The 22,554-nt window shown below is 68.7% G+C and carries 16 protein-coding genes and 1 tRNA gene; 11 read left to right on the forward strand and 6 right to left on the reverse strand.

Annotated features, from left to right (window positions below):
• The first annotated feature begins 3 nt into the window (after positions 1-3).
• The 3 genes from ileS (at position 4) to ispH (ending at position 4,456) form a co-directional block, all read left to right on the forward strand.
• Complete coding sequence (gene ileS / locus AC1PLR_RS05675; protein ID WP_481102936.1) at positions 4-2,835, forward strand: isoleucine--tRNA ligase; 2,832 nt, start codon at positions 4-6, stop codon at positions 2,833-2,835.
• Between the two features lie 109 nt (positions 2,836-2,944).
• The gene (gene lspA, locus AC1PLR_RS05680; RefSeq protein ID WP_481102937.1) at positions 2,945-3,448 is read left to right on the forward strand and encodes a signal peptidase II; all 504 of its coding nucleotides are present in this window, start codon (positions 2,945-2,947) and stop codon (positions 3,446-3,448) included.
• A gap of 57 nt (positions 3,449-3,505) precedes the next feature.
• Positions 3,506-4,456 (forward strand): 4-hydroxy-3-methylbut-2-enyl diphosphate reductase, encoded by a 951-nt coding sequence (gene ispH / locus AC1PLR_RS05685; RefSeq protein ID WP_150409294.1) that lies wholly within the window; start codon positions 3,506-3,508, stop codon positions 4,454-4,456.
• Positions 4,457-4,726: 270 nt separating this feature from the next.
• On the opposite strand, the gene AC1PLR_RS05690 is transcribed toward ispH, so the two are convergent.
• A complete protein-coding gene (locus tag AC1PLR_RS05690; RefSeq protein WP_481102938.1) occupies positions 4,727-5,449 on the reverse strand; it encodes a hypothetical protein in 723 nt (240 codons plus the stop codon).
• Positions 5,446-6,402 (reverse strand): hypothetical protein, encoded by a 957-nt coding sequence (locus AC1PLR_RS05695; protein WP_481102939.1) that lies wholly within the window; start codon positions 6,400-6,402, stop codon positions 5,446-5,448. The genes AC1PLR_RS05690 and AC1PLR_RS05695 overlap by 4 nt, the downstream gene beginning before the upstream one ends.
• A gap of 120 nt (positions 6,403-6,522) precedes the next feature.
• Here AC1PLR_RS05695 and AC1PLR_RS05700 point away from each other — a divergent pair.
• From AC1PLR_RS05700 to cyoD, 5 genes are all read left to right on the forward strand, one after another.
• A tRNA-Thr gene (locus AC1PLR_RS05700) sits at positions 6,523-6,598 on the forward strand.
• Positions 6,599-6,915: 317 nt separating this feature from the next.
• Positions 6,916-7,857, forward strand: a complete 942-nt coding sequence (cyoA, locus tag AC1PLR_RS05705) for a ubiquinol oxidase subunit II (protein ID WP_010341159.1) — start codon at positions 6,916-6,918, stop codon at positions 7,855-7,857.
• Positions 7,857-9,857 carry a cytochrome o ubiquinol oxidase subunit I gene (gene cyoB, locus AC1PLR_RS05710; protein WP_010341157.1) on the forward strand — a complete coding sequence of 667 codons (2,001 nt, stop codon included), beginning with the start codon at positions 7,857-7,859 and terminating at the stop codon, positions 9,855-9,857. Before cyoA ends, cyoB begins: the two co-directional genes overlap by 1 nt.
• A gap of 3 nt (positions 9,858-9,860) precedes the next feature.
• Positions 9,861-10,487 (forward strand): cytochrome o ubiquinol oxidase subunit III, encoded by a 627-nt coding sequence (gene cyoC / locus AC1PLR_RS05715; protein ID WP_242156489.1) that lies wholly within the window; start codon positions 9,861-9,863, stop codon positions 10,485-10,487.
• A complete protein-coding gene (cyoD, locus tag AC1PLR_RS05720) occupies positions 10,487-10,825 on the forward strand; it encodes a cytochrome o ubiquinol oxidase subunit IV (RefSeq protein ID WP_010341155.1) in 339 nt (112 codons plus the stop codon). The genes cyoC and cyoD overlap by 1 nt, the downstream gene beginning before the upstream one ends.
• Before the next feature lie 200 nt (positions 10,826-11,025).
• Here the strand turns inward: cyoD and AC1PLR_RS05725 are convergent, their stop codons facing one another.
• Positions 11,026-11,499 (reverse strand): MarR family winged helix-turn-helix transcriptional regulator, encoded by a 474-nt coding sequence (locus AC1PLR_RS05725; protein WP_481102940.1) that lies wholly within the window; start codon positions 11,497-11,499, stop codon positions 11,026-11,028.
• 41 nt (positions 11,500-11,540) lie between these two features.
• Here AC1PLR_RS05725 and AC1PLR_RS05730 point away from each other — a divergent pair, with 41 nt between their 5' ends.
• The 3 genes from AC1PLR_RS05730 (at position 11,541) to radA (ending at position 16,391) form a co-directional block, all read left to right on the forward strand.
• Positions 11,541-12,377: an SDR family NAD(P)-dependent oxidoreductase gene (locus tag AC1PLR_RS05730; protein ID WP_481102941.1), complete on the forward strand. Its 837-nt coding sequence runs from the start codon at positions 11,541-11,543 to the stop codon at positions 12,375-12,377.
• Between the two features lie 159 nt (positions 12,378-12,536).
• Positions 12,537-14,426 (forward strand): M61 family metallopeptidase, encoded by a 1,890-nt coding sequence (locus AC1PLR_RS05735; protein WP_481102942.1) that lies wholly within the window; start codon positions 12,537-12,539, stop codon positions 14,424-14,426.
• A gap of 579 nt (positions 14,427-15,005) precedes the next feature.
• Complete coding sequence (gene radA / locus AC1PLR_RS05740; protein ID WP_017907382.1) at positions 15,006-16,391, forward strand: DNA repair protein RadA; 1,386 nt, start codon at positions 15,006-15,008, stop codon at positions 16,389-16,391.
• A 296-nt stretch (positions 16,392-16,687) separates the two neighbouring features.
• Here the strand turns inward: radA and AC1PLR_RS05745 are convergent, their stop codons facing one another.
• From AC1PLR_RS05745 to AC1PLR_RS05755, 3 genes are all read right to left on the reverse strand, one after another.
• On the reverse strand, positions 16,688-17,992 hold the full coding sequence (locus tag AC1PLR_RS05745; RefSeq protein ID WP_420009171.1) for a jacalin-like lectin: 1,305 nt from the start codon (positions 17,990-17,992) through the stop codon (positions 16,688-16,690).
• Between the two features lie 110 nt (positions 17,993-18,102).
• Complete coding sequence (locus AC1PLR_RS05750; RefSeq protein WP_481102943.1) at positions 18,103-19,404, reverse strand: histidine-type phosphatase; 1,302 nt, start codon at positions 19,402-19,404, stop codon at positions 18,103-18,105.
• A 93-nt stretch (positions 19,405-19,497) separates the two neighbouring features.
• Positions 19,498-22,395: a TonB-dependent receptor gene (locus AC1PLR_RS05755; protein ID WP_481102944.1), complete on the reverse strand. Its 2,898-nt coding sequence runs from the start codon at positions 22,393-22,395 to the stop codon at positions 19,498-19,500.
• Positions 22,396-22,554 lie beyond the last annotated feature (159 nt).

Below are 22,554 nucleotides of genomic sequence, written 5' to 3' on the forward strand. Positions count from 1 at the left end.
CCCGTGACCCAGGACTACAAAGCCACCCTCCATCTGCCGGCGACCGAGTTCCCGATGCGCGGCGACCTGCCCAAGCGCGAGCCGGATATCCTGGCGCGCTGGGAGAGCGAGGGCCTGTACACGCGGCTGCGCGACAACGCCCAGGGCCGGCCGCTGTTCGTGCTGCACGACGGCCCGCCCTACGCCAATGGCGCGATCCACCTCGGCCATGCGGTCAACAAGATCCTCAAGGACATCATCGTCAAGTCCAAGTACCTGTCCGGCTACGATGCGCCGTACATCCCGGGCTGGGACTGCCATGGCCTGCCGATCGAGATCGCGATCGAGAAGAAGTTCGGCAAGGTCGGGGTCAAGCTGGATGCCGAACAGTTCCGGCAGAAGTGCCGCGAATACGCCAACGAGCAGATCGACATCCAGCGCCGCGACTTCAAGCGTCTGGGCGTGATCGGCGACTGGGACAACCCCTACCGCACGCTGGACTTCCATTTCGAGGCCAACGAGATCCGCGCGCTGGCCCGGATCGTCGAGAACGGCCACCTGACCCGTGGCGTCAAGCCGGTGCACTGGTGCTTCGACTGCGGCTCGGCGCTGGCCGAGGCCGAGATCGAGTACGCCGACAAGCAATCGCCGACGGTGGACGTGGCCTACACCGCCCGCGATGGCGCGGCGCTGGCCGCCGCGTTCGGCGCGACCCTGCCGGACGGCGCCGAAGTGGCCGTGCCGATCTGGACCACCACGCCGTGGACGCTGCCGGCCTCGCTGGCGGTGTCGCTGGGGCCGGACCTGGTCTATGCGCTGGTCGAAGGCCCGGCCCGCGACGGCCGTCGCCGCTGGCTGGTGCTGGCCGATGCGCTGGCCGAGCGCGCGCTGCAACGCTATGGCGTCGATGAGGTGGTGGTGCACGGCCGCGTCGCCGGCGCGGCGCTGGAACACCAGCTGCTGGCGCACCCCTTCTACGACGAGCGCGACGTGCCGGTGATCCTCGGCGACCACGTGTCCGACACCGACGGCACCGGCGCGGTGCACACCGCCCCCGGCCACGGCCAGGAGGACTACGTGGCGGTCAAGCCGTACGGGCTGCTGGAGCGCTACGGCGCGGCGCAGATCAACCCGGTCGATGCGCGCGGCGTGTACCTGCCGTCGACCCCGGCGGTCGATGGCACGGAACTGGCCGGGCTGCACATCTGGAAGGCCAATGACGTCATCGCCGACCTGCTGGCCGGGCGCGGGCTGTTGCTGGCGCGCGCCAGCATGGTCCACAGCTACCCGCATTGCTGGCGGCACAAGACCCCGATCGCGTTCCGCGCCACGCCGCAGTGGTTCATCTCGATGGAGCAGGCCAACCTGCGCGCCGAGGCGCTGCAGGCCATCGAGGGCGTGCACTGGTACCCGGCCTGGGGCCAGGCGCGCATCGCCGGCATGGTCGCCGGGCGCCCGGACTGGACGATCTCGCGCCAGCGCACCTGGGGCGTGCCGATCGCGCTGTTCGTGCACCGCGAGACCGGCGAGCCGCATCCGCGCAGCACCGAGCTGATGCGCCAGGTCGCCGACCGCGTCGAGGAGGGCGGGGTGGACGTGTGGTACGCGCTGGACGCCGCCGAGCTGCTCGGCGACGAAGCGGCCGACTACGAGAAGATCACCGACATCCTCGACGTCTGGTTCGACTCCGGCGTCACCCACGAGGCGGTGCTGACCGAGCGTGGCCTGCCCAAGCCGGCCGACCTGTACCTGGAAGGCTCCGACCAGCACCGCGGCTGGTTCCAGTCCTCGCTGCTGACCGGCGTGGCGCTGGATCACGCGGCGCCGTACCGGCAGTGCCTGACCCACGGCTTCACCGTGGACGAGCACGGCCGCAAGATGTCCAAGTCGCTGGGCAACGGCATCGAGCCGCAGGACATCATGAAGACCCTGGGCGCGGACATCCTGCGCCTGTGGATCGCCTCGGCCGACTACAGCAACGAGATGTCGCTGTCGCAGGAGATCCTCAAGCGCAATGCCGACGCCTACCGGCGCCTGCGCAACACCGCGCGCTTCCTGCTCGGCAACCTGCATGGCTTCAACCCTGCCGTGCACCTGCGGCCGCTGCCGGAGCTGGTGGCGCTGGATCGCTGGATCGTGCACCGCGCCTACGAGGTGCAGGAGCAGATCAAGGCCGCCTACGCGCGCTACGACTTCGCCGCGATCGTGCAGGCGCTGCTGAACTTCTGCAGCGTGGACCTGGGGTCGCTGTACCTGGACGTGACCAAGGACCGGCTGTACACGATGGCCGAGGATTCGCTTGGCCGGCGCTCGGCGCAGACCGCGATGTTCCATGTGGCCGAAGCCTTCGTGCGCTGGATCGCGCCGATCCTGAGCTTCACCGCCGACGAGCTGTGGGGCTACCTGCCGGGTGCGCACCTGGGCAACGTGCTGTTCGCGACCTGGTACGAAGGCCTGGCGCCGTTGCCGGAGGACGCGGCGCTGAGCGCGGCCGACTTCGAGCAACTGCTGGCGCTGCGCGAGCAGGTGGCCAAGGTGCTGGAGCCGATGCGCGGCAACGGCGTGATCGGCGCGGCGCTGGAGGCGGAGATCACCGTCGCCGCCGACGCCGCCACCGCGGCCAAGCTGCAGCCGCTGCAGGAGGAACTGCGCTTCCTGTTCATCAGCGGCGACGTGGTGGTGCGCGAGGCCACGACCGACGAGATCTTCGTCAGCGCCCAGGCCACCGAGAAGCCCAAGTGCGTGCGCTGCTGGCACTACCGCGCCGACGTCGGCGCCGACCCGGCGCATCCGGAACTGTGCGGCCGCTGCGTCAGCAACATCGAAGGACCGGGCGAGGAGCGCCGCTGGTTCTGAGTCCCGTCCCCGGCCACGCCACCTGCGCGTCGCCGGGGCCAGCGGCGGCGCCGTGGCTGCGGCGCCGGCCGACCTCCCTTTTCTTCTTCGCCCAAGGCGGACTTCCCGCATGACCGCACGACCCAACCCTTCCGCCCTGATCTGGCTGCTGCTGTCGGCCGCGGTGATCGGCCTGGACCAGTGGAGCAAGGCCTGGGTGCTGTCCAGCCTGCCCGAGTTCACCGCGGTGCCGGTGATTCCCGGCTTCTGGAACTGGTACCGGACCTACAACACCGGTGCGGCGTTCAGTTTCCTGAGCCAGGCCGGCGGCTGGCAGCTGTGGTTCTTCACCGCGCTGGCGGTGGGCATCAGCGGCCTGCTGGCCTGGTGGCTGGCGCGTACCCCGCGCGGCGAGTGGCGCAGCGCGCTGCCGTACGCGCTGGTCATCGGTGGGGCGATCGGCAACGTGATCGACCGGCTGATGCACGGCCACGTGGTCGATTTCATCCAGTGGTACGTGGGCGAGCACTACTGGCCCTCGTTCAACATCGCCGACTCGGCGATCGTCGCCGGCGCCATCGGCATCGCCGTGTTCGGCGTGTTCGACGGCAAGGCGAAGCGAAAAGCGGGATAATCGGTGCCACTCTCCCTGTCGAAGCGCCTGGCCCCCTGCGGCCGGCGGATCTAGCTAATGGATGTCCTGCTCGCCAACCCCCGCGGCTTCTGCGCCGGCGTCGATCGCGCGATCGAGATCGTCAAGCGGGCGATCGAAACCCTGGGTGCGCCGATCTACGTGCGCCACGAGGTGGTGCACAACCGCTTCGTGGTCGACGACCTCAAGCAGCGCGGCGCGATCTTCGTCGAGGAACTGGACGAGGTACCCGACGGCAACACAGTGATCTTCAGCGCCCACGGCGTGGCCCAGGCGGTACGCCAGGAGGCCGAGCGGCGCGGACTGAAGGTGTTCGACGCGACCTGCCCGCTGGTGACCAAGGTGCATTTCGAGGTGGCCCGGCACTGCCGCGCCGGCCGCGACGTAGTGCTGATCGGCCATGCCGGCCACCCGGAGGTGGAAGGCACGATGGGGCAGTGGGACCGCGAATGCGGCACCGGCCGCATCTACCTGGTCGAGGACATCGAGCAGGTCGCCACGCTGGACGTGCAGCAGCCGGAGAACCTGGCCTACACCACCCAGACCACGCTGTCGGTGGACGACACCCGCGGCATCATCGAGGCGCTGCGCGCGCGCTACCCGGCGATGCAGGGCCCGAAGAACGACGACATCTGCTACGCCACCCAGAACCGCCAGGACGCGGTGCGCGACCTGGCCAGGGAGTGCGACCTGGTGCTGGTGGTCGGCTCGCCGAACAGCTCCAATTCCAACCGGCTCAGCGAACTGGCGCGGCGCGACGGGGTGGAGTCCTACCTGATCGACGGCGCCGACGAGATCGACCCGGCCTGGATCGCCGGCAAGCGCCGGGTCGGCCTGACCGCAGGCGCCTCGGCGCCGCAGGTGCTGGTGGACGGCGTGATCGCGCGGCTACGCGAACTCGGCGCCGATGGCGTGTCGGAACTGGCGGGCGAGCCGGAGTCGATGGTGTTCGCGCTGCCCAAGGAATTGCGGCTGCGGCTGGTCGACTGACGGTCGCGTTTTCACCGCAATCAAGCCGGATGCAGGTTTTCTCGTAGGGGCGGCTTCAGCCGCGACAGGCCTTATCGGAAACGCCCGTTGCGGCTGATCCCGAAAAGGGGACAAGAGCCGCTCCTACGAAATAGCCGAGACGGCGCGATGCGCGCGCCGACAGGGTATTGGCGGCGCCCGAGGCCGCCTCGCGTGAGCGCAAGGCGTCCTGGCAGCGGTGCTGGCACCGCGCGTGGCCTCCGGCGCCTGCAGCGCCGAAGCCACTACGGCTTACTGGCGCTGCAAGCCGCGCGGCCGTCCCTGCGCATCGAAGGCGATGCCCACGGTGATGCGATCGCCTTCCACGCCATCGGGCATCCAGCGCAGGCGGCCGCGCCGGCCCACCAGCACGTACACGTGATCCACCTTCTTCGGCTCGGCCTGTAGCGCCTGGCCCTGTTCCTGCAAGGCCGTGGCCACCCGGTAGGCGCCCTCGAAATCGATGTCCTGCAGCGCGGCGGTGTCGTTGGCCGGCTTGAGGAACGGCCCGAACATGCGCGGATTCACCGGCGCATCCTTGTGCCAGGTCTCGTCGTGGAAACTGTATTCGTCCACGTGGTCCGGCTGTGCGGGGTCCAGCAGTTCGAGTCCGATCCGGTTGTCGTAGAAATGCACGGCATGGAACACGCGCAGCTCGTGGCCCTGCAGGGCGGGCAGGCCCGCCAGCGCCTGCCGGGCCGCGCGCAGCCGCTGCGGGTCGAACAGCAGGTTGCCGCGTGGTGCCGGCGTCGGCTCCGGTTCGGTGTCGGCAGCGGGGGCGGTTGGGGGCGGCACCGCCGCCAGCGATTGCGGCGTGGAGGGGGCCTGCATGGCGGCCGCCGGGGCTGCCGCCTGCAGGCGCGATCCCGCCTGCAGGGTGGCGCGGATGGTGTCCCAGGCGCCGCCGGCGAAGGCGAGGCCGCTGAGCAGCAGCACCACGCCGGCGAAGACCGGTGGGGTGGGCGGCGTCTTCATGGCAGCTCCAGGTCGGCACGGGCGGGGTGTTGCGGGTCGTACAGCACCGACACCGTCTCGCGCGGCAACTGCCCGATGTCGAGCAGCGACACGAACCGTCGCATCGTCGCCTCGTGCGGGTTGCCCGACGCGTCCGCGAACGCCACGCGGAACTCCACCTGCGGCTGCTCGTTGAGGGTGGTGCCGGTCTGGCGCACGTCCAGCACCCGCGCCCGCGCGCGCAGGCCGCGGTACTTCAGGGTCTCGTCGGTGGCGTTGCGGCGAATCACGCGCAGGATCACGCGCAGCGCCAGCACATAGCCGTTGAGTACCAGCGCACTCATCAGCAGCGGGTGGTTGAAGGACAGGAAGGTCCAGCCCAGGCCGCGGTTCTGCAGGCGCCAGGCCACCACGTAGGCCGCGCCGACCAGGACCACCAGCAGCACGGCGCCGGCCGCACGTCGCCACAGGCTGGCGCGGTCCAGGGCCGGCTCGGCGTCCTCCAGCACCAGGTTCGGGGTGGCGCCCGGCGTGGTGCTCAGCCGCAGCGGCACGGTGCGTCCGCTCTCGAAGCGGCGTTGCGCCGGCTTGCGGTCCACGATCAGCAGGGTGTCGCGGATGGACGTGCCGGACAGGTTGTCGAAGGCCAGGGTCAGCGACAGCTGCGGCCAGCCCTTGACCTCGACCCCGGTCGGGGCGGCGCGTTCGATCAACGCCTCGCGGCGCATGCCGTGGGCGAGCAGGTGGTGCACGCGGTGCAGGGCGCGCCCCGGCATCAGCAGCAAGGTGTCCAGGTAGGCGTAGAGCAGGTGCAGCCACAGGCCCAGCGACAGCGCCAGCAGGGTCAGCGCCCATGCGGGCGAACTGGGCTGGGCCAGTACGCGTGGCCAGTCGCTGCCGAAGTAGAGGATGCAGGGGAAGGGGATGGCGAAAAACAGCAGGAACGCGAGCCAGAACCAGGCGAACAACTTCACGATGAGCAGGGGGATGGGTGCGTCGGGGGCGGGAGGGTAACCCATCGATTGCGGCGCTCGCGCGAAGGCCAGGGCATCGATTGACCCCGGCCCGGGCCGACGCCTAGAATTGCCAGTTCCGCCGGAATAGCTCAGTCGGTAGAGCGGCGCATTCGTAATGCGTAGGTCGCAGGTTCGACTCCTGTTTCCGGCACCAGTTGCACCCAGAAGGCAGCCGCGAGGCTGCCTTCCTGGTTTCTGCGCTCCCGTTTTTCTGCGAAGCAGGTCCGTGCGCGCAGCGGCCTGCGACGCCGTGTCGCAGGCGGGTGCGGCAATGTGTCGCACATAAAAACGCGGCCTGGCGCCCGCCCGGGCTTGTCAATGACTTCCGGAGTTGCCGCACGGCAGCATAAAATGCGTCGTTGATCGCGCATGCCGGCCCGGATGCCGCGGCGGACGCGGGACAGCCCTCTCTACGGCGCCCCGCCTCCCGCTCCCGCGCGGTCCGCATCCCCTACGCAATTGGATCGTTCGATGATTCCGTTGAAACAACTCCGGCGCTCGCTGCGCTCCGGTCTGTTGCTGCTGGCCGCGCTGCTGCTGGCCGGCTGCAACTCGGCCATCCTCAACCCCAAGGGTCAGATCGGCCACGACGAGAAGACGCTGCTGATCACCTCGGTGGTGCTGATGCTGCTGGTGGTGATCCCGGTCATCGTGATGACCCTGGCCTTCGCCTGGCGCTACCGCGCGTCCAACACCAAGGCCCGCTACGAGCCGAACTGGTCGCACTCCACCGCGATCGAGGTGGTGGTGTGGTCGATCCCGTGCATGATCATCCTGGTCCTGGCGGTGCTGACCTGGCGCTCCTCGCATGCGCTGGATCCGTACAAGCCGCTGGACTCCAAGGTCAAGCCGATCACCATCGAGGCGGTGGCGCTGGACTGGAAGTGGATGTTCATCTACCCGGAGCAGGGCATCGCCACGGTCAACGAGATCGCGTTCCCGGTCGACACGCCGCTGAACTTCAAGATCACCTCCGACACGGTGATGAACTCGTTCTTCATCCCGCACCTGGGCACGCAGATCTACGCGATGGCCGGCATGGAGACCAAGCTGCACCTGATCGCCAACGAGCCGGGCGAGATGTTCGGCCTGTCGGCCAACTACAGCGGCCACGGCTTCTCGAAGATGGGCTTCGCCGCGCATGCCACCGACCGCGCCGGTTTCGACGCGTGGGTGGCCAAGGTCAAGGCCTCGCAGAAGACCCTGGACCAGGCCGAGTTCCAGGTGCTGGCGGCCAACCGCAACGACAAGGCCGCCTACCCGGTGACGTACTACGCCTCGGTGCAGGACGGCCTGTTCAAGTCGTTGATCGACAAATACATGATGGGCAAGGGCCACAAGATGGAAGGCCACGACGCTCATCCGGCATCGGCTGCTGAGCCGGTCGCCATGTGCACTTCTGGAGACAAGTGATGCTAGGCAAACTCACGCTCGAGGCGGTTCCGTACCACGAGCCGATCATCATGGCGGCCCTCGGCGGCGCCGGCCTGCTCGGCCTGCTGGTGGTGGCCGCGGTCACTAAGTACAAGCTATGGGGCTACCTCTGGAAGGAGTGGTTCACCTCGGTCGACCACAAGCGCATCGGCGTCATGTACATCGTGGTGGCGCTGGTCATGCTGCTGCGCGGCTTCGCCGACGCGGCGATGATGCGCACCCAGCAGGCGATCGCGCACGGCGGCAACGAGGGCATCTTCCCGCCGCACCACTACGATCAGATCTTCACCGCGCATGGCGTGATCATGATCTTCTTCATGGCCATGCCGTTCATGACGGGCCTGCTGAACCTGATCGTGCCGCTGCAGATCGGCGCGCGCGACGTGGCGTTCCCGTTCCTGAACTCGCTGAGCTTCTGGCTGTTCGTGGCCGGCGCGGCGCTGGTCAACATCTCCCTGGGCGTGGGCGAGTTCGCGCAGACCGGCTGGCTGGCCTACCCGCCGCTGTCCGGGCTGGAATACAGTCCAGGCGTCGGTGTCGACTACTACATCTGGGCGCTGCAGATATCGGGCCTGGGCACATTGCTCACCGGCATCAACTTCTTCGTGACGATCATGCGCATGCGCGCGCCGGGCATGACCCTGATGCGCATGCCGATCTTCACCTGGACCGCGCTGATCACCAACATCCTGATTATCGCCGCGTTCCCGATCCTGACCGTGGCGCTGGCGCTGCTGGGTGCGGACCGCTACCTGGGCACGCACTTCTTCACCAACGACGGTGGCGGCAACGCCATGATGTACGTCAACCTGATCTGGATCTGGGGCCACCCGGAGGTCTACATCCTGATCCTGCCGGCGTTCGGCATCTTCTCCGAGCTGATCGCCACCTTCAGCCGCAAGCGCCTGTTCGGCTACACCTCGATGGTGTACGCGACCTCGTGCATCGGCGTGCTGTCGTTCATCGTGTGGCTGCACCACTTCTTCACCATGGGCTCGGGCGCCAACGTCAATGCCTTCTTCGGCATCACGACGATGATCATCTCGATCCCGACCGGCGTGAAGATCTTCAACTGGCTGTTCACCATGTTCCGCGGCCGCGTGCACATGACCGCACCGGTGCTGTGGACCATCGGCTTCATCATCACCTTCGTCATCGGCGGCATGACCGGCGTGATGCTGGCGATCCCGGCGGTGGACTTCGTGCTGCACAACAGCCTGTTCCTGATCGCGCACTTCCATAACGTGATCATCGGCGGCGTGGTGTTCGGCTACCTGGCGGGCCTGACCTACTGGTTCCCGAAGGCGTTCGGCTTCAAGCTCAACGAGAAGCTGGGCAAGGCCTCGTTCTGGTGCTGGATCATCGGCTTCTTCATCGCCTTCATGCCGCTGTACGTGCTCGGCTTCATGGGCATGACCCGGCGCATGAACAGCTACAACCATCCGGAGTGGGCGCCGTGGCTGATGGTGGCCGCGGCGGGTGCGGCGATCATCGGCACCGGCATCTTCCTGAACCTGGTGCAGATCGGCTACAGCATCTGGAAGCGCAAGGACAACCTGGACCTGACCGGCGACCCGTGGGATGGCCGGACCCTGGAGTGGGCGACCTCCTCGCCGCCGCCGTTCTACAACTTCGCGGTGCTGCCGCACATCGACGACCGCGACCAGTTCTGGGAAGACAAGCTCAAGGGCAAGGGCTGGCCGCGTCCGGCCAAGTACGAGCCGATCCACATGCCGCGCAACACGGCGGCGGGTCTGTGGATCGGTGCCTTCAGCGTCGTCATGGGCTTCGGTCTGACCTGGCACATCTGGTGGATGGCGGCGATCGGCCTGGTCGGCATGATCGGCAGCTTCATCGCGCGCACCTTCGATGACGACATCGATTACTGGGTCCCGGCGGAGGAAGTGGAGCGCATCGAGAACGCGCGCTTCGCCCTGCTGGAACAGCAACACGCGGCCAACGCCGCAAAGGCGGTCTGAACCATGGCTTCCACGACGCTCGATCCCCACGCCGCCCACGCGGGCGGCCACGACCACGACCACGAACATCACGACGCGGGCGGCAACACCGTCTTCGGGTTCTGGGTCTACCTGATGAGCGACTGCCTCATCTTCGCCGGCCTGTTCGCCACCTACGCGGTGCTGGCCGGTGCGACGGTGGACGGCCCGACCGCCAAGGAACTGTTCGACCTGAAGTTCGTGCTGGTGGAAACCTTCCTGCTGCTGTTCAGCAGCCTGGGCTTCGGCCTGGCGATGATCTCGGCGAACAAGCGCAGCATGGGCGGCCTGTACGGCTGGCTGGCGGTTACCGCGGCGCTGGGCCTGGGCTTCCTGGGCATGGAGCTCTACGAGTTCCACCACCTGATCGAAGAGGGCGCCGGCCCCGGCCGCAGTGCGTTCCTGTCGGCCTTCTTCACCCTGGTCGGCACCCACGGTCTGCACGTGGCCTCGGGCCTGCTGTGGATGACCGTGCTGGTGATCCAGATCGCCAGGAACGGCCTGACCCCGCGCAACATGACCCGCCTGGCGTGCCTGAGCCTGTTCTGGCACTTCCTGGACGTGATCTGGATCGGCGTGTTCACCATCGTCTACCTGCTGGGAGCGCTGTAATGGCCAACCATCATTCCTCCGACACGCACGCCGAGCACGGCCATGGCGGCGGCCTGAAGTCCTACCTGGTCGGCTTCGTGCTGGCGGTGATCCTGACCGTGATCCCGTTCGGCATGGTGATGAGCGGGGCGTTCCCGCGCGGCGTCACCGTCATCGTCATCGCGGTGCTGGCCGCGGTGCAGATGCTGGTGCACCTGATCTACTTCCTGCACATGGACCGTTCGGCCGAACAGCGCTCCAACGTGCACGTGGGCCTGTTCTCGCTGCTGATCATCGGCATCGTGGTGGTCGGCTCGCTGTGGGTGATGCACAACCTCAACGTCAACATGATGCACTGAGGGCGGGCACCGCCGCAGGTTCGCACAGGCCGCCTCCGGGCGGCCTTCTGCGTTCTACGGTCCGGCGCGGCCGCCCTGCAAGGTGCAGATGGCCGATAGGCGCGACGTCGGCGTCGCGGGTTTTTAGCGATCGGCGTGCCGAGGCGACCCGCGCGCATCGGCGCCGGGGGCCGGCCACGACGACGTGCGGCGCGCCGCTGTCAGCTGCGGTCCGAGCCGAGCGTCGCGGAGAGTTTCAGCAGGACCTGCGCGTCTTCCGCGCTGAGGCGATCGAGCAGCCAGGTTCTGACCGCGGCGGCGTGGATCGGCCGCGCCGCCGCGATCTTCTCCCGGCCCAGGGCGGTGATGGCCACCGTCACCACACGCGGTTCGGCGTCGCTGCGGCGGACCAGGCCGCGCGTCTGCATGCGCGTGAGCTGATGCGACAGCCGGCTCTTGTGCCACCCCATGGAATCGGCGAGCGCCTGCTGACGCAACTCGCCCTTGCCCAGATCCACCAACCGCGACAGCACGCCGAAGTCGCTGCCGGTCAGGCCGGCATGGTCGGCCAGGTCCTTTTCGACGGCGGTCATCACCGTCTGGCCCATCTGCTTGAAGGCGTGCCAGATCGCCAGTTCGCCTGCGGAGAGTCGTGGGTGTTTCATGCGGTCACCATAGTTGGCGCTGGTTGACATGGCAACCCGAAGGGCGTACTTCTAGGTTGACATGACAACCTATGCGTGGCCGCTGGCAGGCGTGCGATGCCAGCCGAGCGGATACGCAGTTCCTGGAGGCGATGGCGATGTCCGCAATGACGTTCGCAGGTGTGGATGTGGTGATGACCGGCGGCAGCGACGGCATCGGGTTCGGCCTCGCGCGGCGCTTCCTGGCCGCGGGGGCAAACGTGCTGGTCACCGGCCGCGATGCAGGCAAGCTCGACCGCGCGGCCCAGGCCGCGCCCGGTCTGCAGACCCTGGTCAACGACATCGGGGTCGCCGAAGAGCGCGAGCGACTCGCGCAGTACCTGCACGCGCGGCATCCCGGGCTGCGCGTGGTCGTCAACAATGCCGGCATTCAGCGACGCGTCGCGCTCGCCGACGACCAGGCGCCCTGGGCCGAGCGCCAGCGCGAGATCGACATCCTGTTCGCTGCCGTCGTGCATCTGAACCATCTGCTGGTCCCCCTGTTGCTGCAGCATGGCGCGCCTGCGCTCATCGCCAATGTCTCCTCCGGCGGCGCCTTCGTTCCGCAGCCGTTCGCCCCGGTCTACAGCGCCTGCAAGGCGGCGCTCCACAGCTATACGCGCAATCTCCGCTTCGCGCTTGCCGCGACGCCGGTCAGGGTCGTCGAGATCGTTCCGCCCGCGGTCCGCACCGCGCTGGCGGGCCCGGGCATGGCCCATGGCGCCGACCTGGACGACTTCTGCGACGCCATCTTCGCCGGCCTCGCAGCGGGGCAGGTCGAAGAACTTGGCTTCGGAATGACCGAGTCGGCGGAGTTTCGGCAGCGTCTCGACGTGGAGCGTGCCGTGTTCGATGGATTCTCCGGGCGCTTTCCCGTGCGCAGGTACTGAAGCGTGATCTGCGGCCTCTTCGGACTCGCCTCTCGTCGAACGCGGCACGAACCGGCCGCGCGATCGCCGGGGGCATGACCTATGGCATGGCACGCGGCGGCTGCGCAGGCATAGCATGGGGGTTTGCCTGTCCGCCGTCGTTCGCCCCCTGGAGACCCCATGAAGAAGTCCACCGCCTGGATGGCGCCGTTGCTGCTGGCCGCCACTGTCGCGTTCCAGGCCTCGGCGCAGACCGCCCCGCCGCGCGACGTGCCGTTCGCCGGCACGCTGAAGATCGATGTCGATGCCACCGATCTGGCCCATCGCATCTTCCGCGTGCGCAGCACCATCCCTGCCATGCCGGGGCCGATGACCCTGCTGTACCCGCAGTGGATCCCCGGCAACCATTCGCCGACCGGCCCGATCGACAAGCTCGCCGGGCTGGTGATCAAGGCCAACGGCAAGGTGCTGCCGTGGACGCGCGACCAGTACGACGTCTATGCGTTCAAGGTCGACGTGCCCGCCGGCGTCAGCGAGATCGTCGCCGAGTACCAGTTCCTGTCCTCGCAGGGCGACGGCCAGGGCCGGGTGATGATGACCCCGGAGATGCTCAACCTGCAGTGGAACACCACCGCGCTGTATCCGGCCGGCGTGTACGCGCGCAACATCAAGGCGCAGGCCAGCGTGACCCTGCCGGCGGGCTGGAGCTATGCCACCGCGCTGGAGACCGCTACGCGCAGCGGCGACACGGTCACGTTCAAGCCGATCGATTTCGACGACCTGGTCGATTCGCCGATGTTTGCCGGCAAGTACTACAAGCGCATCGTGCTGGACGACAAGGGCAAGGCGCCGGTGGCGCTGAACGTGTTTGCCGACAAGCCCAAGTCGCTGGAGGCCAAGCCCGAGCAGGTCAAGGCGCACGTCGCCTTGGTGCAGCAGATGGACAAGCTGTACGGCGCGCGCCACTTCGACCACTACGAGTTCCTGCTGGCGCTGACCGACAAGCTCGGCGGCATCGGCCTGGAGCATCATCGCTCCAGCGAGAACAGCGGCCCGCTCGACTACTTCACCGAGTGGGACAAGAGCTGGGAGATGCGCGACCTGCTCGCGCACGAGTTCAACCACTCCTGGAACGGCAAGTACCGCCGCGGCGCCGACCTGGCCACGCCCAACTTCAACGTGCCGATGGGCGACAGCCTACTGTGGCTGTACGAGGGCCAGACCCAGTTCTGGGGCGAGGTGGTCGCCGCGCGCGCAGGGCTGTGGACCCAGGACCAGGCGCGCGACATGCTGGCCAACGTCGCCGCGACCTACCAGCGCGGCCGGCCCGGCCTGGCCTGGCGCGCGCTGCAGGACACCACCAACGATCCGACCATGTCGATGCGCCGGCCACGCGCCTACCGCAGCTACCAGTTGAGCGAGGACTACTATTCCGGGGGGCAGATGGTCTGGCTGGAGGTCAACGCCAAGCTGCGTGAGCTCAGCGGCGGCAAGCGCTCGCTGGACGATTTCGCCAAGGCGTTCTTCGGCATGCACGACGGCGCCTGGGACGTGAATCCCTATACCTTCGACGACATCGTCGCCACGCTCGACGGCATCGCCAAGTACGACTGGGCGACCCTGCTGCGCAGCCGTCTCGATGCGCACGATTCGCTGGTCGGCGGCATCGAGGCCAGCGGCTGGAAGCTGGTCTATACCGATCAGCCGAACGCGGCCAACAAGACCAGCGAGGCGCGCAACAAGAGCCTGGACCTGAGCTATTCGCTGGGTCTGAGCCTGGACCAGCAGGGCCAGGTGCAGGCCGTGCTGTGGGACAGCCCGGCGTTCAACGCCGGCCTCATCGCCGGCAACCGCGTGGTCGCGGTCGGTGGCCAGGAGTACAGCGCCGAGGCGCTCAAGGACGCGATCACCGCGGCCAAGGGCGGCAGCACGCCGATCGAACTGCTGGTCAAGCGCGGCGACCGCTACGACACCTTGCGCATCGCCTACCACGGCGGTCTGCAGTATCCGCACCTGGAGCGCATCGCCGGCACGCCGGATCGCCTGAGCGAGCTGTACAAGGCGCGTTGAGTGGTGGATGCGGCTGTCCCTGGCGCAAGTTTGCGCCAGGGGCGGGGTTGCGGCGGTGTCGCCCTGTGCTGCGGTAGATCGCTTCCGTCGCATCGATAGATTCGCGTGTGTAGGAGCGGTTTCAGCCGCGACCGGGCTAACGGGTATGCCTGGGTCTCGGCCGATTCCGAAAAAGCAGTCAAGAGAACCGCTTCCCACGCAGCCGGCGTTTGGTGCGCGAGGCCGCCTCGCACCGTTGCTTGCCGGAGGCGGCAGATCGCCCGATATCGTTGCGCGCCGCTCGGCATCGTGTGGGAGCGGCTTCAGCCGCGACGCGCATAGAGGGCACGCCTCCCAGGTAGCGTGCAGTCGGGACTGAAGTCCCTCCCACAAGGCATCGTCTGGGCGCATCGTGTAGGAGCGGCTTCAGCCGCGATCGGGCATTACCTGTAACGCCAGGTCGCGGCTGAAGCCGCTCCTACGGAAATGCCTGGTTTGCCTGCCCGCCGATGTCGCTGGACGCTCGTGGCGCACCTCCGTCGCGGACGCTGAGACGGTCAGCCACTATGCTGATGCATTGTCTGAGCGGACCAGAAGCAGATGGCGAAAGCGAAAACGGCCTATGTCTGCGGCGAGTGCGGCGCCGAATACAACAAATGGCAGGGCCAGTGCACCGAATGCGGTGCCTGGAACACGTTGAGCGAGATCGTGCTGGAGAGCGCGGCCACGGCCAAGGCGCCGGCCGCGGCGCGCCGCAGCGGCTGGGCCGGCAAGGCCGAGACGCCGAAGATCACCGCGCTCAAGGACGTGGAGCATCGCGACCAGGCGCGCGTGTCCACCGGCATCGGCGAGTTCGACCGGGTGCTGGGCGGCGGCCTGGTGGAAGGCGCAGTGGTGCTGATCGGCGGCGACCCCGGCATCGGCAAGTCGACCCTGCTGCTGCAGGCGCTGGCGAAGATGGCCGGCACGCTGCCGGTGCTGTACGTGACCGGCGAGGAATCGCTGGGCCAAGTCGCCGGGCGCGCGGTGCGCCTGGACCTGCCGCTGGACGGCCTCAACGCGCTGGCCGAGACCGGCATCGAGCACATCCTGCAGCACGCCAGCGCGGCGCGACCCAAGTTGATCGTCGCCGACTCGGTGCAGACCCTGTGGACCGAGGCGCTGACCGCCGCGCCCGGTTCGGTGAGCCAGGTGCGCGAGAGCGCGGCGCGGCTGGTGCGCTATGCCAAGGAGACCGGCACGGCGGTGTTCCTGGTCGGCCACGTCACCAAGGAGGGCGGCATCGCCGGCCCGCGCGTGCTCGAGCACATGGTCGATGCGGTGCTGTACTTCGAGGGCGAGAGCGGCAGCCGCTTCCGCCTGCTGCGCGCGTTCAAGAATCGCTTCGGCGCGGTCAACGAGCTGGGCGTGTTCGCGATGGGCGAAAAGGGCCTGAAGGAAGTCTCCAACCCGTCGGCGATCTTCCTGTCCGGCGGCAGCGCGCACCAGCCCGGCAGTTGCGTAATGGTCACCCGCGAGGGCACGCGGCCGCTGATGGTGGAAGTGCAGGCGCTGGTGGATGCCTCGCCGCTGTCCAATCCGCGGCGCGTGGCGGTGGGCCTGGAGCAGAACCGGCTGGCGATGCTGCTGGCGGTGCTGCACCGTCATGGCGGCATCGTGGTCGGCGACCAGGACGTGTTCGTCAACGTGGTCGGCGGCATCCGCGTGCAGGAGACCGCGGCCGACCTGCCGGTGCTGCTGGCGGTGCTGTCGTCGCTGCGCGACCGGCCGCTGGCGGAGAAGACCATCGCCTTCGGCGAGGTCGGCCTGTCCGGCGAGATCCGCCCGGTGCCCAACGGCGAGGACCGGCTGCGCGAGGCGGCCACGCACGGCTTCAAGCGCGCCATCGTGCCCAAGGCCAATGCGCCCAAGACCGGTACGGTGAAGGGCATGGAAGTGATCGCGGTGGAGCGCCTGGCGCAGGCATTGGAGGCGGCGAGCGAATAGGCCGCGGCTCGACAGTCGCGTCATCGCTGTTTCTGCGGGCTGCGTCGCTGCGGATCGCGGCGAGGTGGTACGTGCGACGCTGCGGTCCAGGTCGCGCCGCCGTCGCATCGCGCGGCTGGCGTGGGCGCTCCGCTCGCTCCGTCAGCATGCGATGCATCCATTCGCTGCACACGGATGCGTGCGATTGGCCATGGATCGCAGTCAGGACATGATGCTTTCGTACAGCGAACGGCGCGCGTCGCCACGCGCGCCATTGCCGTTGCGGTGCCGCAGGCGCGATGGCGCCCGCGGGTCCGTCAATCCTTGCGGTAGATCGCGCCGAGCTTGTCGATCTCGTCGCCGTCGCGGCCGGTGAAGCCGGCGATGTGCCAGCCGCTGGGCGCGGTGAGCGTGTAGGTCTCGGCGGTCGGCGTGCCGGCGCTGAGGCTGCGGCCCTGGTTGGTGCGCAGGCTCAGCGAGAACAGCCGGGTGTGGCCGTTGTACTGGCCCACGCTCAGCGTGGCCGAGGTCAGTCGTTCGTTGGCCGCCAGGCGCAGCGTGACCGGGTCGCCGCCACTGCCGCCGTGGGCCAGGGTGCTGCCGTTGTCCAGGCCCAGCGCGATGCCGTCCAGGCGCTCGGCGCCGCGCAGGGTCACGCTGGCGATGGTGCGCTGCTCGGCGCCCTTGGCGATGTCGTTGAACGGCGTGCCGTGCGGACCGCCAAACTGGTCGCTGGTGCGCACGGTGGTGCCGACCGCCCAACCGAACTGCGCGGCCAGCGGGTAGTGGTCGGACAGCGGCTTGCCGGCGCTGTCGTAGAAGTTGCCGTCGTCGAGCTTGTAGCGGTTGGCGACCAGGGTCAGTTGCGGCGCGTCGCGGTACAGGATCTTGTCCACCACCTCGCAGTCGTTGGTTGGCGGGGTGCCGCACAGCAGCGGCGCGGCGCCGGCCGCCGGGGCGCTGCCCTTGACCAGTTCCACCCAGGCATCGGTCAGGCCGTTGCCGGCGATCAGCGTGCGGATGTTGTCGTCGGCGCGGGTGTAGCGGGTGTTGGAGTCCATCATCACCAACACCGCGTTGCCCGCCGACCAGGTCTGGATGAACTGCGAGAGCTGGCTGATGTTGGCGCGCCGCGCGGCCAGGTCCGCGCTCTCGGTGCCGGCGTTGGGATGGGCGTTGTACACGTCGAGCAGCACGCCGTCGTCCAGGCGCACACGCATGTAGCTGAAGCCCTTGGGGGTGAGGCAGTCGGTGCCGTTGCACTTGTCCCACTTGATGCGGGTGAAGTCGTCGAAGCGGTAGTTGCTCAGGGTGTTGAGGCCGTCGCCGATCGCCGCGCCGCCGCTGGTGGGCGTGCGGTAGGGGTGCTGGTCGCCCGCGTACAGCGTGGCGTGGTAGTTGAAATCTTCCTGCACGTTGATCAGGCCGTACGGCGCCAGCTTCGGTGCGATCTGGGCGGTGTTGGCGGCCGGGTTGCTGCTGGAAATGCCCTGCGGCAGGCCGGCGACGTTGTAGGTGAGCACGTCGAGCACGCCGACGTCCGATTGCGCGTGGACCACGCCGGCGCAGGCCAGGCTCAATCCGATACCGTAGCTCACGAGGGTGCGTAGATGCTGGATCATGAATCGCCTCTTGCGGGTTGGGAGGAACAGCGGGTGGCGCGAGCGCCAGGGGGCGGTGCCGGAAGGCACCGATGCCGCCGCGCGACCGGCAGGGGCCGGCGCACGTGGCGTCATGGGGTCAGGAACTGCGGATCGAGCGCGGCCTCGACCGCGGCGGCGAAGGCCGGCAGCGGGCAGTCGTAGGCGGCATCGGCGCGGCTGCACTGCGGAATGAACACGGGCGAGCTCAGCGGCGGCGCCTGCACCGTCAGCGCGCGGCGCTCGCGTAGCTGCGCCAGGCTCTGCGCGGTGTAGCGCAGGCGGATCACGCGTTCGCCGTCGGCGCGGCGCCAGCGCTCGAACACCAGCGCGCCGCCGGGCACGGTCTGGTCGGGCTGGTAGCCTTGCAGTTGCCAGTGCAGGTCGAGCATGCCGGCCAGCATGGTCAGGGTGCCGTCGTGGCCGGACAGCACCACCAGCCGCGCCGCGCCGCCGATCGGTTCGGCGCGCGTGGCCTGGCCGCTGCCGTCCAGCAGCGTCGCCAGCAGCCGCGCCGCCAGCGGCGAGGCGGCCATGCGCGCCACCGCCGGCGCGCGCAGGCGCAGCGCGAATTCGGCCTGGTGCGGGGCGAAGGCGCGCAACAGGCTGGCCTCGTCGACGCCGCGCCAGCCGAGCGCGGCGAAGTCCTGGCCGTCGGCCCAGGCCATCAGCAGGCTTTCGCTGAGGCCGGAGGCGGCCGCGGCCGGGCCTTCGATGCCGGGGATCGCGTCCTCGGCGTCGCCCAGTCGCGCCGGCACCGCATCCAGGCGCAGCTTGCCGCTGCCGGCGTCGGCCGGGCAGGGCCGTTGCGCGCACTGCAGCAGCAGGTGCTGCAGGCTGTCGATGGCATCCGCCTGGGCCGCGTTCCAGGCCTGCGCATCGCCGCCGATGCGGCCGGCGATGGCCGCACGCATCCGCGCCACTGCGGCGGGATCGCGCAACGCGGACGCGCCGTCGAACAGCGGGTCGGAGGCACTGTCGGCGACACTGTGCACTGGGTTGGCGCAGCCCGGGGTCAGTGTGCTGGCCAGCGCCTGTGCCGAGGCGATGGTGCGCTGGGTGCGGTTGGCCCAGTAGTACGCGGCCGCGCAACCTTTGCCGGCGAACAGCCCTAGCGGTGCATAGCGCGCGCGATAGTAGGCGCCGAACAGCCGTTCCAGCGCCGCGCCGTTCGCGGTGAGATAGCCGGCCGGCACCGCGAAGCGCGGCCATGGGCGTGCCGAATAGCGCTCCAGTTGCTCCGCGCTGGACATCGCTGCGCGCACGCCGTGGCGCTTGAGGATGACGACTTTTTCCAGCGTCTCCGTCGCGGCCGCTTGTGCGCGTGCCGCGGCACAGCCCAGCGGCATCAGGGCGAACAGGACGAGGGTGGCGAGGCGCGGCAGCGATGGCATCGGCAAGCTCCAGGCAGAGGTTGTGCGCCGCGCAGCGGTGTGCGGCGCACGGTGCGGTGGCGGGCTACGGCACGTGAGCCGCGGCGCGGCGGATCAGAAACGTGCGCGCAGGCCCACCGACCAGGTGCGGCCGTAGTCGGTGTAGCCGCCGAACAGGCGGTCGCCGACGTACTGGCGCTGCACGGCACCGGTGAGGTTGATCGCGTTGACGAACACCGACAGGGTGTCGTTGACCTTCCAGGCCACGTTCGCGTCGAGGCTGCCGAACTGGTCGCTGTTGAGCGTGGCGACGTTGGCGGTGCCGACCGCGTTGACGATGTCGTCGCTCCAGCTGTAGCTCACCCGCGCCATCAGCGGGCCCTTCTCGTAGAACAGCACCGCGTTGTAGGTGTTCTTGGCCACGCCTTCGAGGCTGTCGGTGAAGGTGCGGCTGCCGTCGCGATAGGTGGCCTCGCTGTCGGTCCAGGTGTAGTTGAGCTGCATGCCCAGTCCGTCCAGCGGCGCCGGCAGGCCGGCGAAGACCTGTTGGTACGCCACTTCCACACCCTTGACGCTGGCCTGGCTGCCGTTGGTCTTGGACGAGAGCAGGTAGGTCTGGCCCTGGTACTGCAGGTTCGACATCTGGGTCTGGATGAAGCTGGAGATGTCCTTGTAGAACACGCCGCCGGTCAGCGCCGAGGTGCCGTCGATGTACCACTCGAAGGTCAGGTCGTACTGCCACGCCTCGAACGGGCGCAGCGACGGATTACCGCCGCTGGCGGTGAGGATTTCGCCGCTGGAATTGAAGGTGAGCTTGGACGACAGGTCGGTGAGGTCGGGGCGGGTGATGACCTTGGCCGCGGAGCTGCGCAGCACCATGTCGTCGCGCACGTCCCAGGCGGCGTTGAACGAGGGCAGGGCGTTGCTGTAGCTGCGGGCGAAGTGCACCGGTTGCGCGCTGCCGTTGACGTCGGCATGGCCGTCGGTGGTCTGCTCGGTGCGCACCAGGCGCACGCCGAGGTTGCCGCGCAGTTCGCGGCCGGCCAGTTCGCTGCCGAAGTCGGCCATCGCATAGGCCGAGCCGATCTTCTCCTTGACCTCGTAGGAGTTCTGCAGGTCGGCGCTGTTGGGCGTGTTGGCCCGGTCGGCCGCGGTCGGCCAATTGCCGAAGAAGGTCGATTCGATCGGCGCCAGCCAGTGTCGCGGAAGGTTGCCGTTGGCGTCGGCGAGCATGTCGTCCACCGGCAGCGCGGTGAAGTTGCCGGCCGGGAAGCGCACGCCGGCGATGCTGGTCAGCAGCAGGTCGGCGCGATCGTAGGTGCGCGAGCGCTGCCGGTACTTGGCGCCGACCTTGAGGTCGCGGAAGAAGCCGTCGCCGAGCGCGCGTTTGGCGTCGAACTGCAGTGCGTCCTCCTTGTCGCGCGCGTCGATCTCGCGCCACTCCAGGCGCCGGCCGGCCACGCTGCCCGGGTTGGTCGGATCGAAGCTGTTGGTGAAGCGCCAGTCGGGTACGTTGTCGCCATCGGCCTGCGGCATGTCCACGCGCATCGACAGATTGGTGCCGCTGCGCAGGCGCGTGCGCCGGATCGGATCGGAATCGTAGCTGTGCGCCTGCGAGTGGAACGCCACCGCGCCCAGCGTCCACGCATCGCCGCTCCAGGTGCTGGACAGGCGCGCGCTGCGGTTGTCGTCGGTGATGCCGGACGTCTCGCGTGAGATCTGCACCTGGCCGTTGCGATAGTCGAAGCCGGCGACGCCGTCGTGCGCCACGCGCAGGTTGCTGAGCTTGGCCAGGCTGTCGAAGCCCACGCCCAGGCTGTACTCGTCGTAGTGAACGGTCTGCTTGGCGTACAGCAGGTCCAGGTTGGTTTCCCAGGCCGCGCTCGGCTTCCATTGCAGCGAGGCGGCGATGCCGGTGCGTTCGCGCTGTTCAAGCTCCAGCGTCGGGCGCAGGCCGGTGGGCACGTAATGGGCGCCGGGCACGCCTGGCACGCCGTCGCGGTAGTAGTCCCAGCTCACTTCGTTGACCCGGTCCTGGCGCAGGCTGCGCTGCGCATAGGCGCCGGACAGCAACACGCCGAAGGTGCCCTCGGCGTTGACCCAGTTGAACAGGCCGGACACGCGCGGGTCGTTGGCGTGGGTGCGCTGCGCCTGGCTCGACTCCAGCGAGACGTTGGTCAGGGGTTTGCCCAGTTCCAGCGGGCGAAAGGTGCGCACGTTGACGATGCCGCCGATCGCGCCTTCGTCCAGGTCGGCGGTGGGGCTCTTGATCACGTCCAGGCCGGCGACCAGTTCCGCCGGCAGTGTGTCGTAGCGGAACTGGCGGCCGGTCTGGCCGGAGGTGCGCACGTTCTCGTTGACCGCCATGGTCTGGCCGTTGAGCGTGGTCACCTGGAAGTTGGGCCCGAGGCCGCGCACGCGCACGTACACGCCTTCGCCGCGGTCGCGCACGATCGACACGCCGGGCACGCGCTGCAGCGCTTCGGCCACGTTCTGCGCCGGCAGCTTGCCGATGTCCTCGGCGGCGATCACGTCGACCACGCTGTCGGCGTAGCGCTTCTCGCGCAGCGCGGCGCTGAGGCTGCCGGCGTAGCTGCCGAGCACCTGGATGCCGTCCAGTTGCTTGACCGGTGCGTCTGCGGTCGGTGTCGGTGCCTGCGTCGGTGCGGCGGTCATCGCGGCCGGCGCGGTGCTGGCGGTCTCGGCCGGCGCGCTCACGGCCTCGATGGTCACCGTGGTCGGGGTCAGGAAGCGATAGCGCAGCCCGGTGCCGTCGAGCAGTTGCTGCAGCGCCTGTTCCGGCGCCGCGCCGGCGCGGCTGCCATGGGTCTGCGGATTGCCGGTGCTGCCGGCGGCGTAGACGAACTGCAGGCCGGTCTGCCGCGACAGCGCGTTGAGCGCGCGCGCCAGCGGCTGCGCGGGAATCGCATCGACCGCGACGGGTGCGGTCTGCGCGCCGGCGGCGCCGGCGTGCAGGGCGAGGGCGATGGAAAGGAACAGGGTGCGGCGCATCGTCGGGTCCTGTGAGAGCGGGGGTGGTGGTGCGCGCGGCATCGCCCTCGGGCGTTTGCCTGCGCTGTCCCCGGACTACGAGGCGCGACGGCGAAGATCGGGCACCGTTTTTCGATGAATTTTCTGTGACACGTGCAGGGCGTGCTGGCGTCGCGTGCG

This window comes from Xanthomonas sp. NCPPB 3570 (genome assembly GCF_056725115.1).

Bases quoted from the DNA above. Each gene is read 5' to 3' on its own strand.
- AC1PLR_RS05755 (WP_481102944.1), bottom strand. From the start codon at position 22,395: ATGCGCCGCACCCTGTTCCTTTCCATCGCCCTCGCCCTGCACGCCGGC.
- cyoB (WP_010341157.1), top strand. From the start codon at position 7,857: ATGCTAGGCAAACTCACGCTCGAGGCGGTTCCGTACCACGAGCCGATC.
- AC1PLR_RS05735 (WP_481102942.1), top strand. From the start codon at position 12,537: ATGAAGAAGTCCACCGCCTGGATGGCGCCGTTGCTGCTGGCCGCCACT.
- ispH (WP_150409294.1), top strand. From the start codon at position 3,506: ATGGATGTCCTGCTCGCCAACCCCCGCGGCTTCTGCGCCGGCGTCGAT.
- radA (WP_017907382.1), top strand. From the start codon at position 15,006: ATGGCGAAAGCGAAAACGGCCTATGTCTGCGGCGAGTGCGGCGCCGAA.
- cyoA (WP_010341159.1), top strand. From the start codon at position 6,916: ATGATTCCGTTGAAACAACTCCGGCGCTCGCTGCGCTCCGGTCTGTTG.
- AC1PLR_RS05690 (WP_481102938.1), bottom strand. From the start codon at position 5,449: ATGAAGACGCCGCCCACCCCACCGGTCTTCGCCGGCGTGGTGCTGCTG.
- cyoD (WP_010341155.1), top strand. From the start codon at position 10,487: ATGGCCAACCATCATTCCTCCGACACGCACGCCGAGCACGGCCATGGC.
- lspA (WP_481102937.1), top strand. From the start codon at position 2,945: ATGACCGCACGACCCAACCCTTCCGCCCTGATCTGGCTGCTGCTGTCG.
- AC1PLR_RS05725 (WP_481102940.1), bottom strand. From the start codon at position 11,499: ATGTCAACCAGCGCCAACTATGGTGACCGCATGAAACACCCACGACTC.
- cyoC (WP_242156489.1), top strand. From the start codon at position 9,861: ATGGCTTCCACGACGCTCGATCCCCACGCCGCCCACGCGGGCGGCCAC.
- AC1PLR_RS05750 (WP_481102943.1), bottom strand. From the start codon at position 19,404: ATGCCATCGCTGCCGCGCCTCGCCACCCTCGTCCTGTTCGCCCTGATG.
- AC1PLR_RS05745 (WP_420009171.1), bottom strand. From the start codon at position 17,992: ATGATCCAGCATCTACGCACCCTCGTGAGCTACGGTATCGGATTGAGC.
- AC1PLR_RS05730 (WP_481102941.1), top strand. From the start codon at position 11,541: ATGCGTGGCCGCTGGCAGGCGTGCGATGCCAGCCGAGCGGATACGCAG.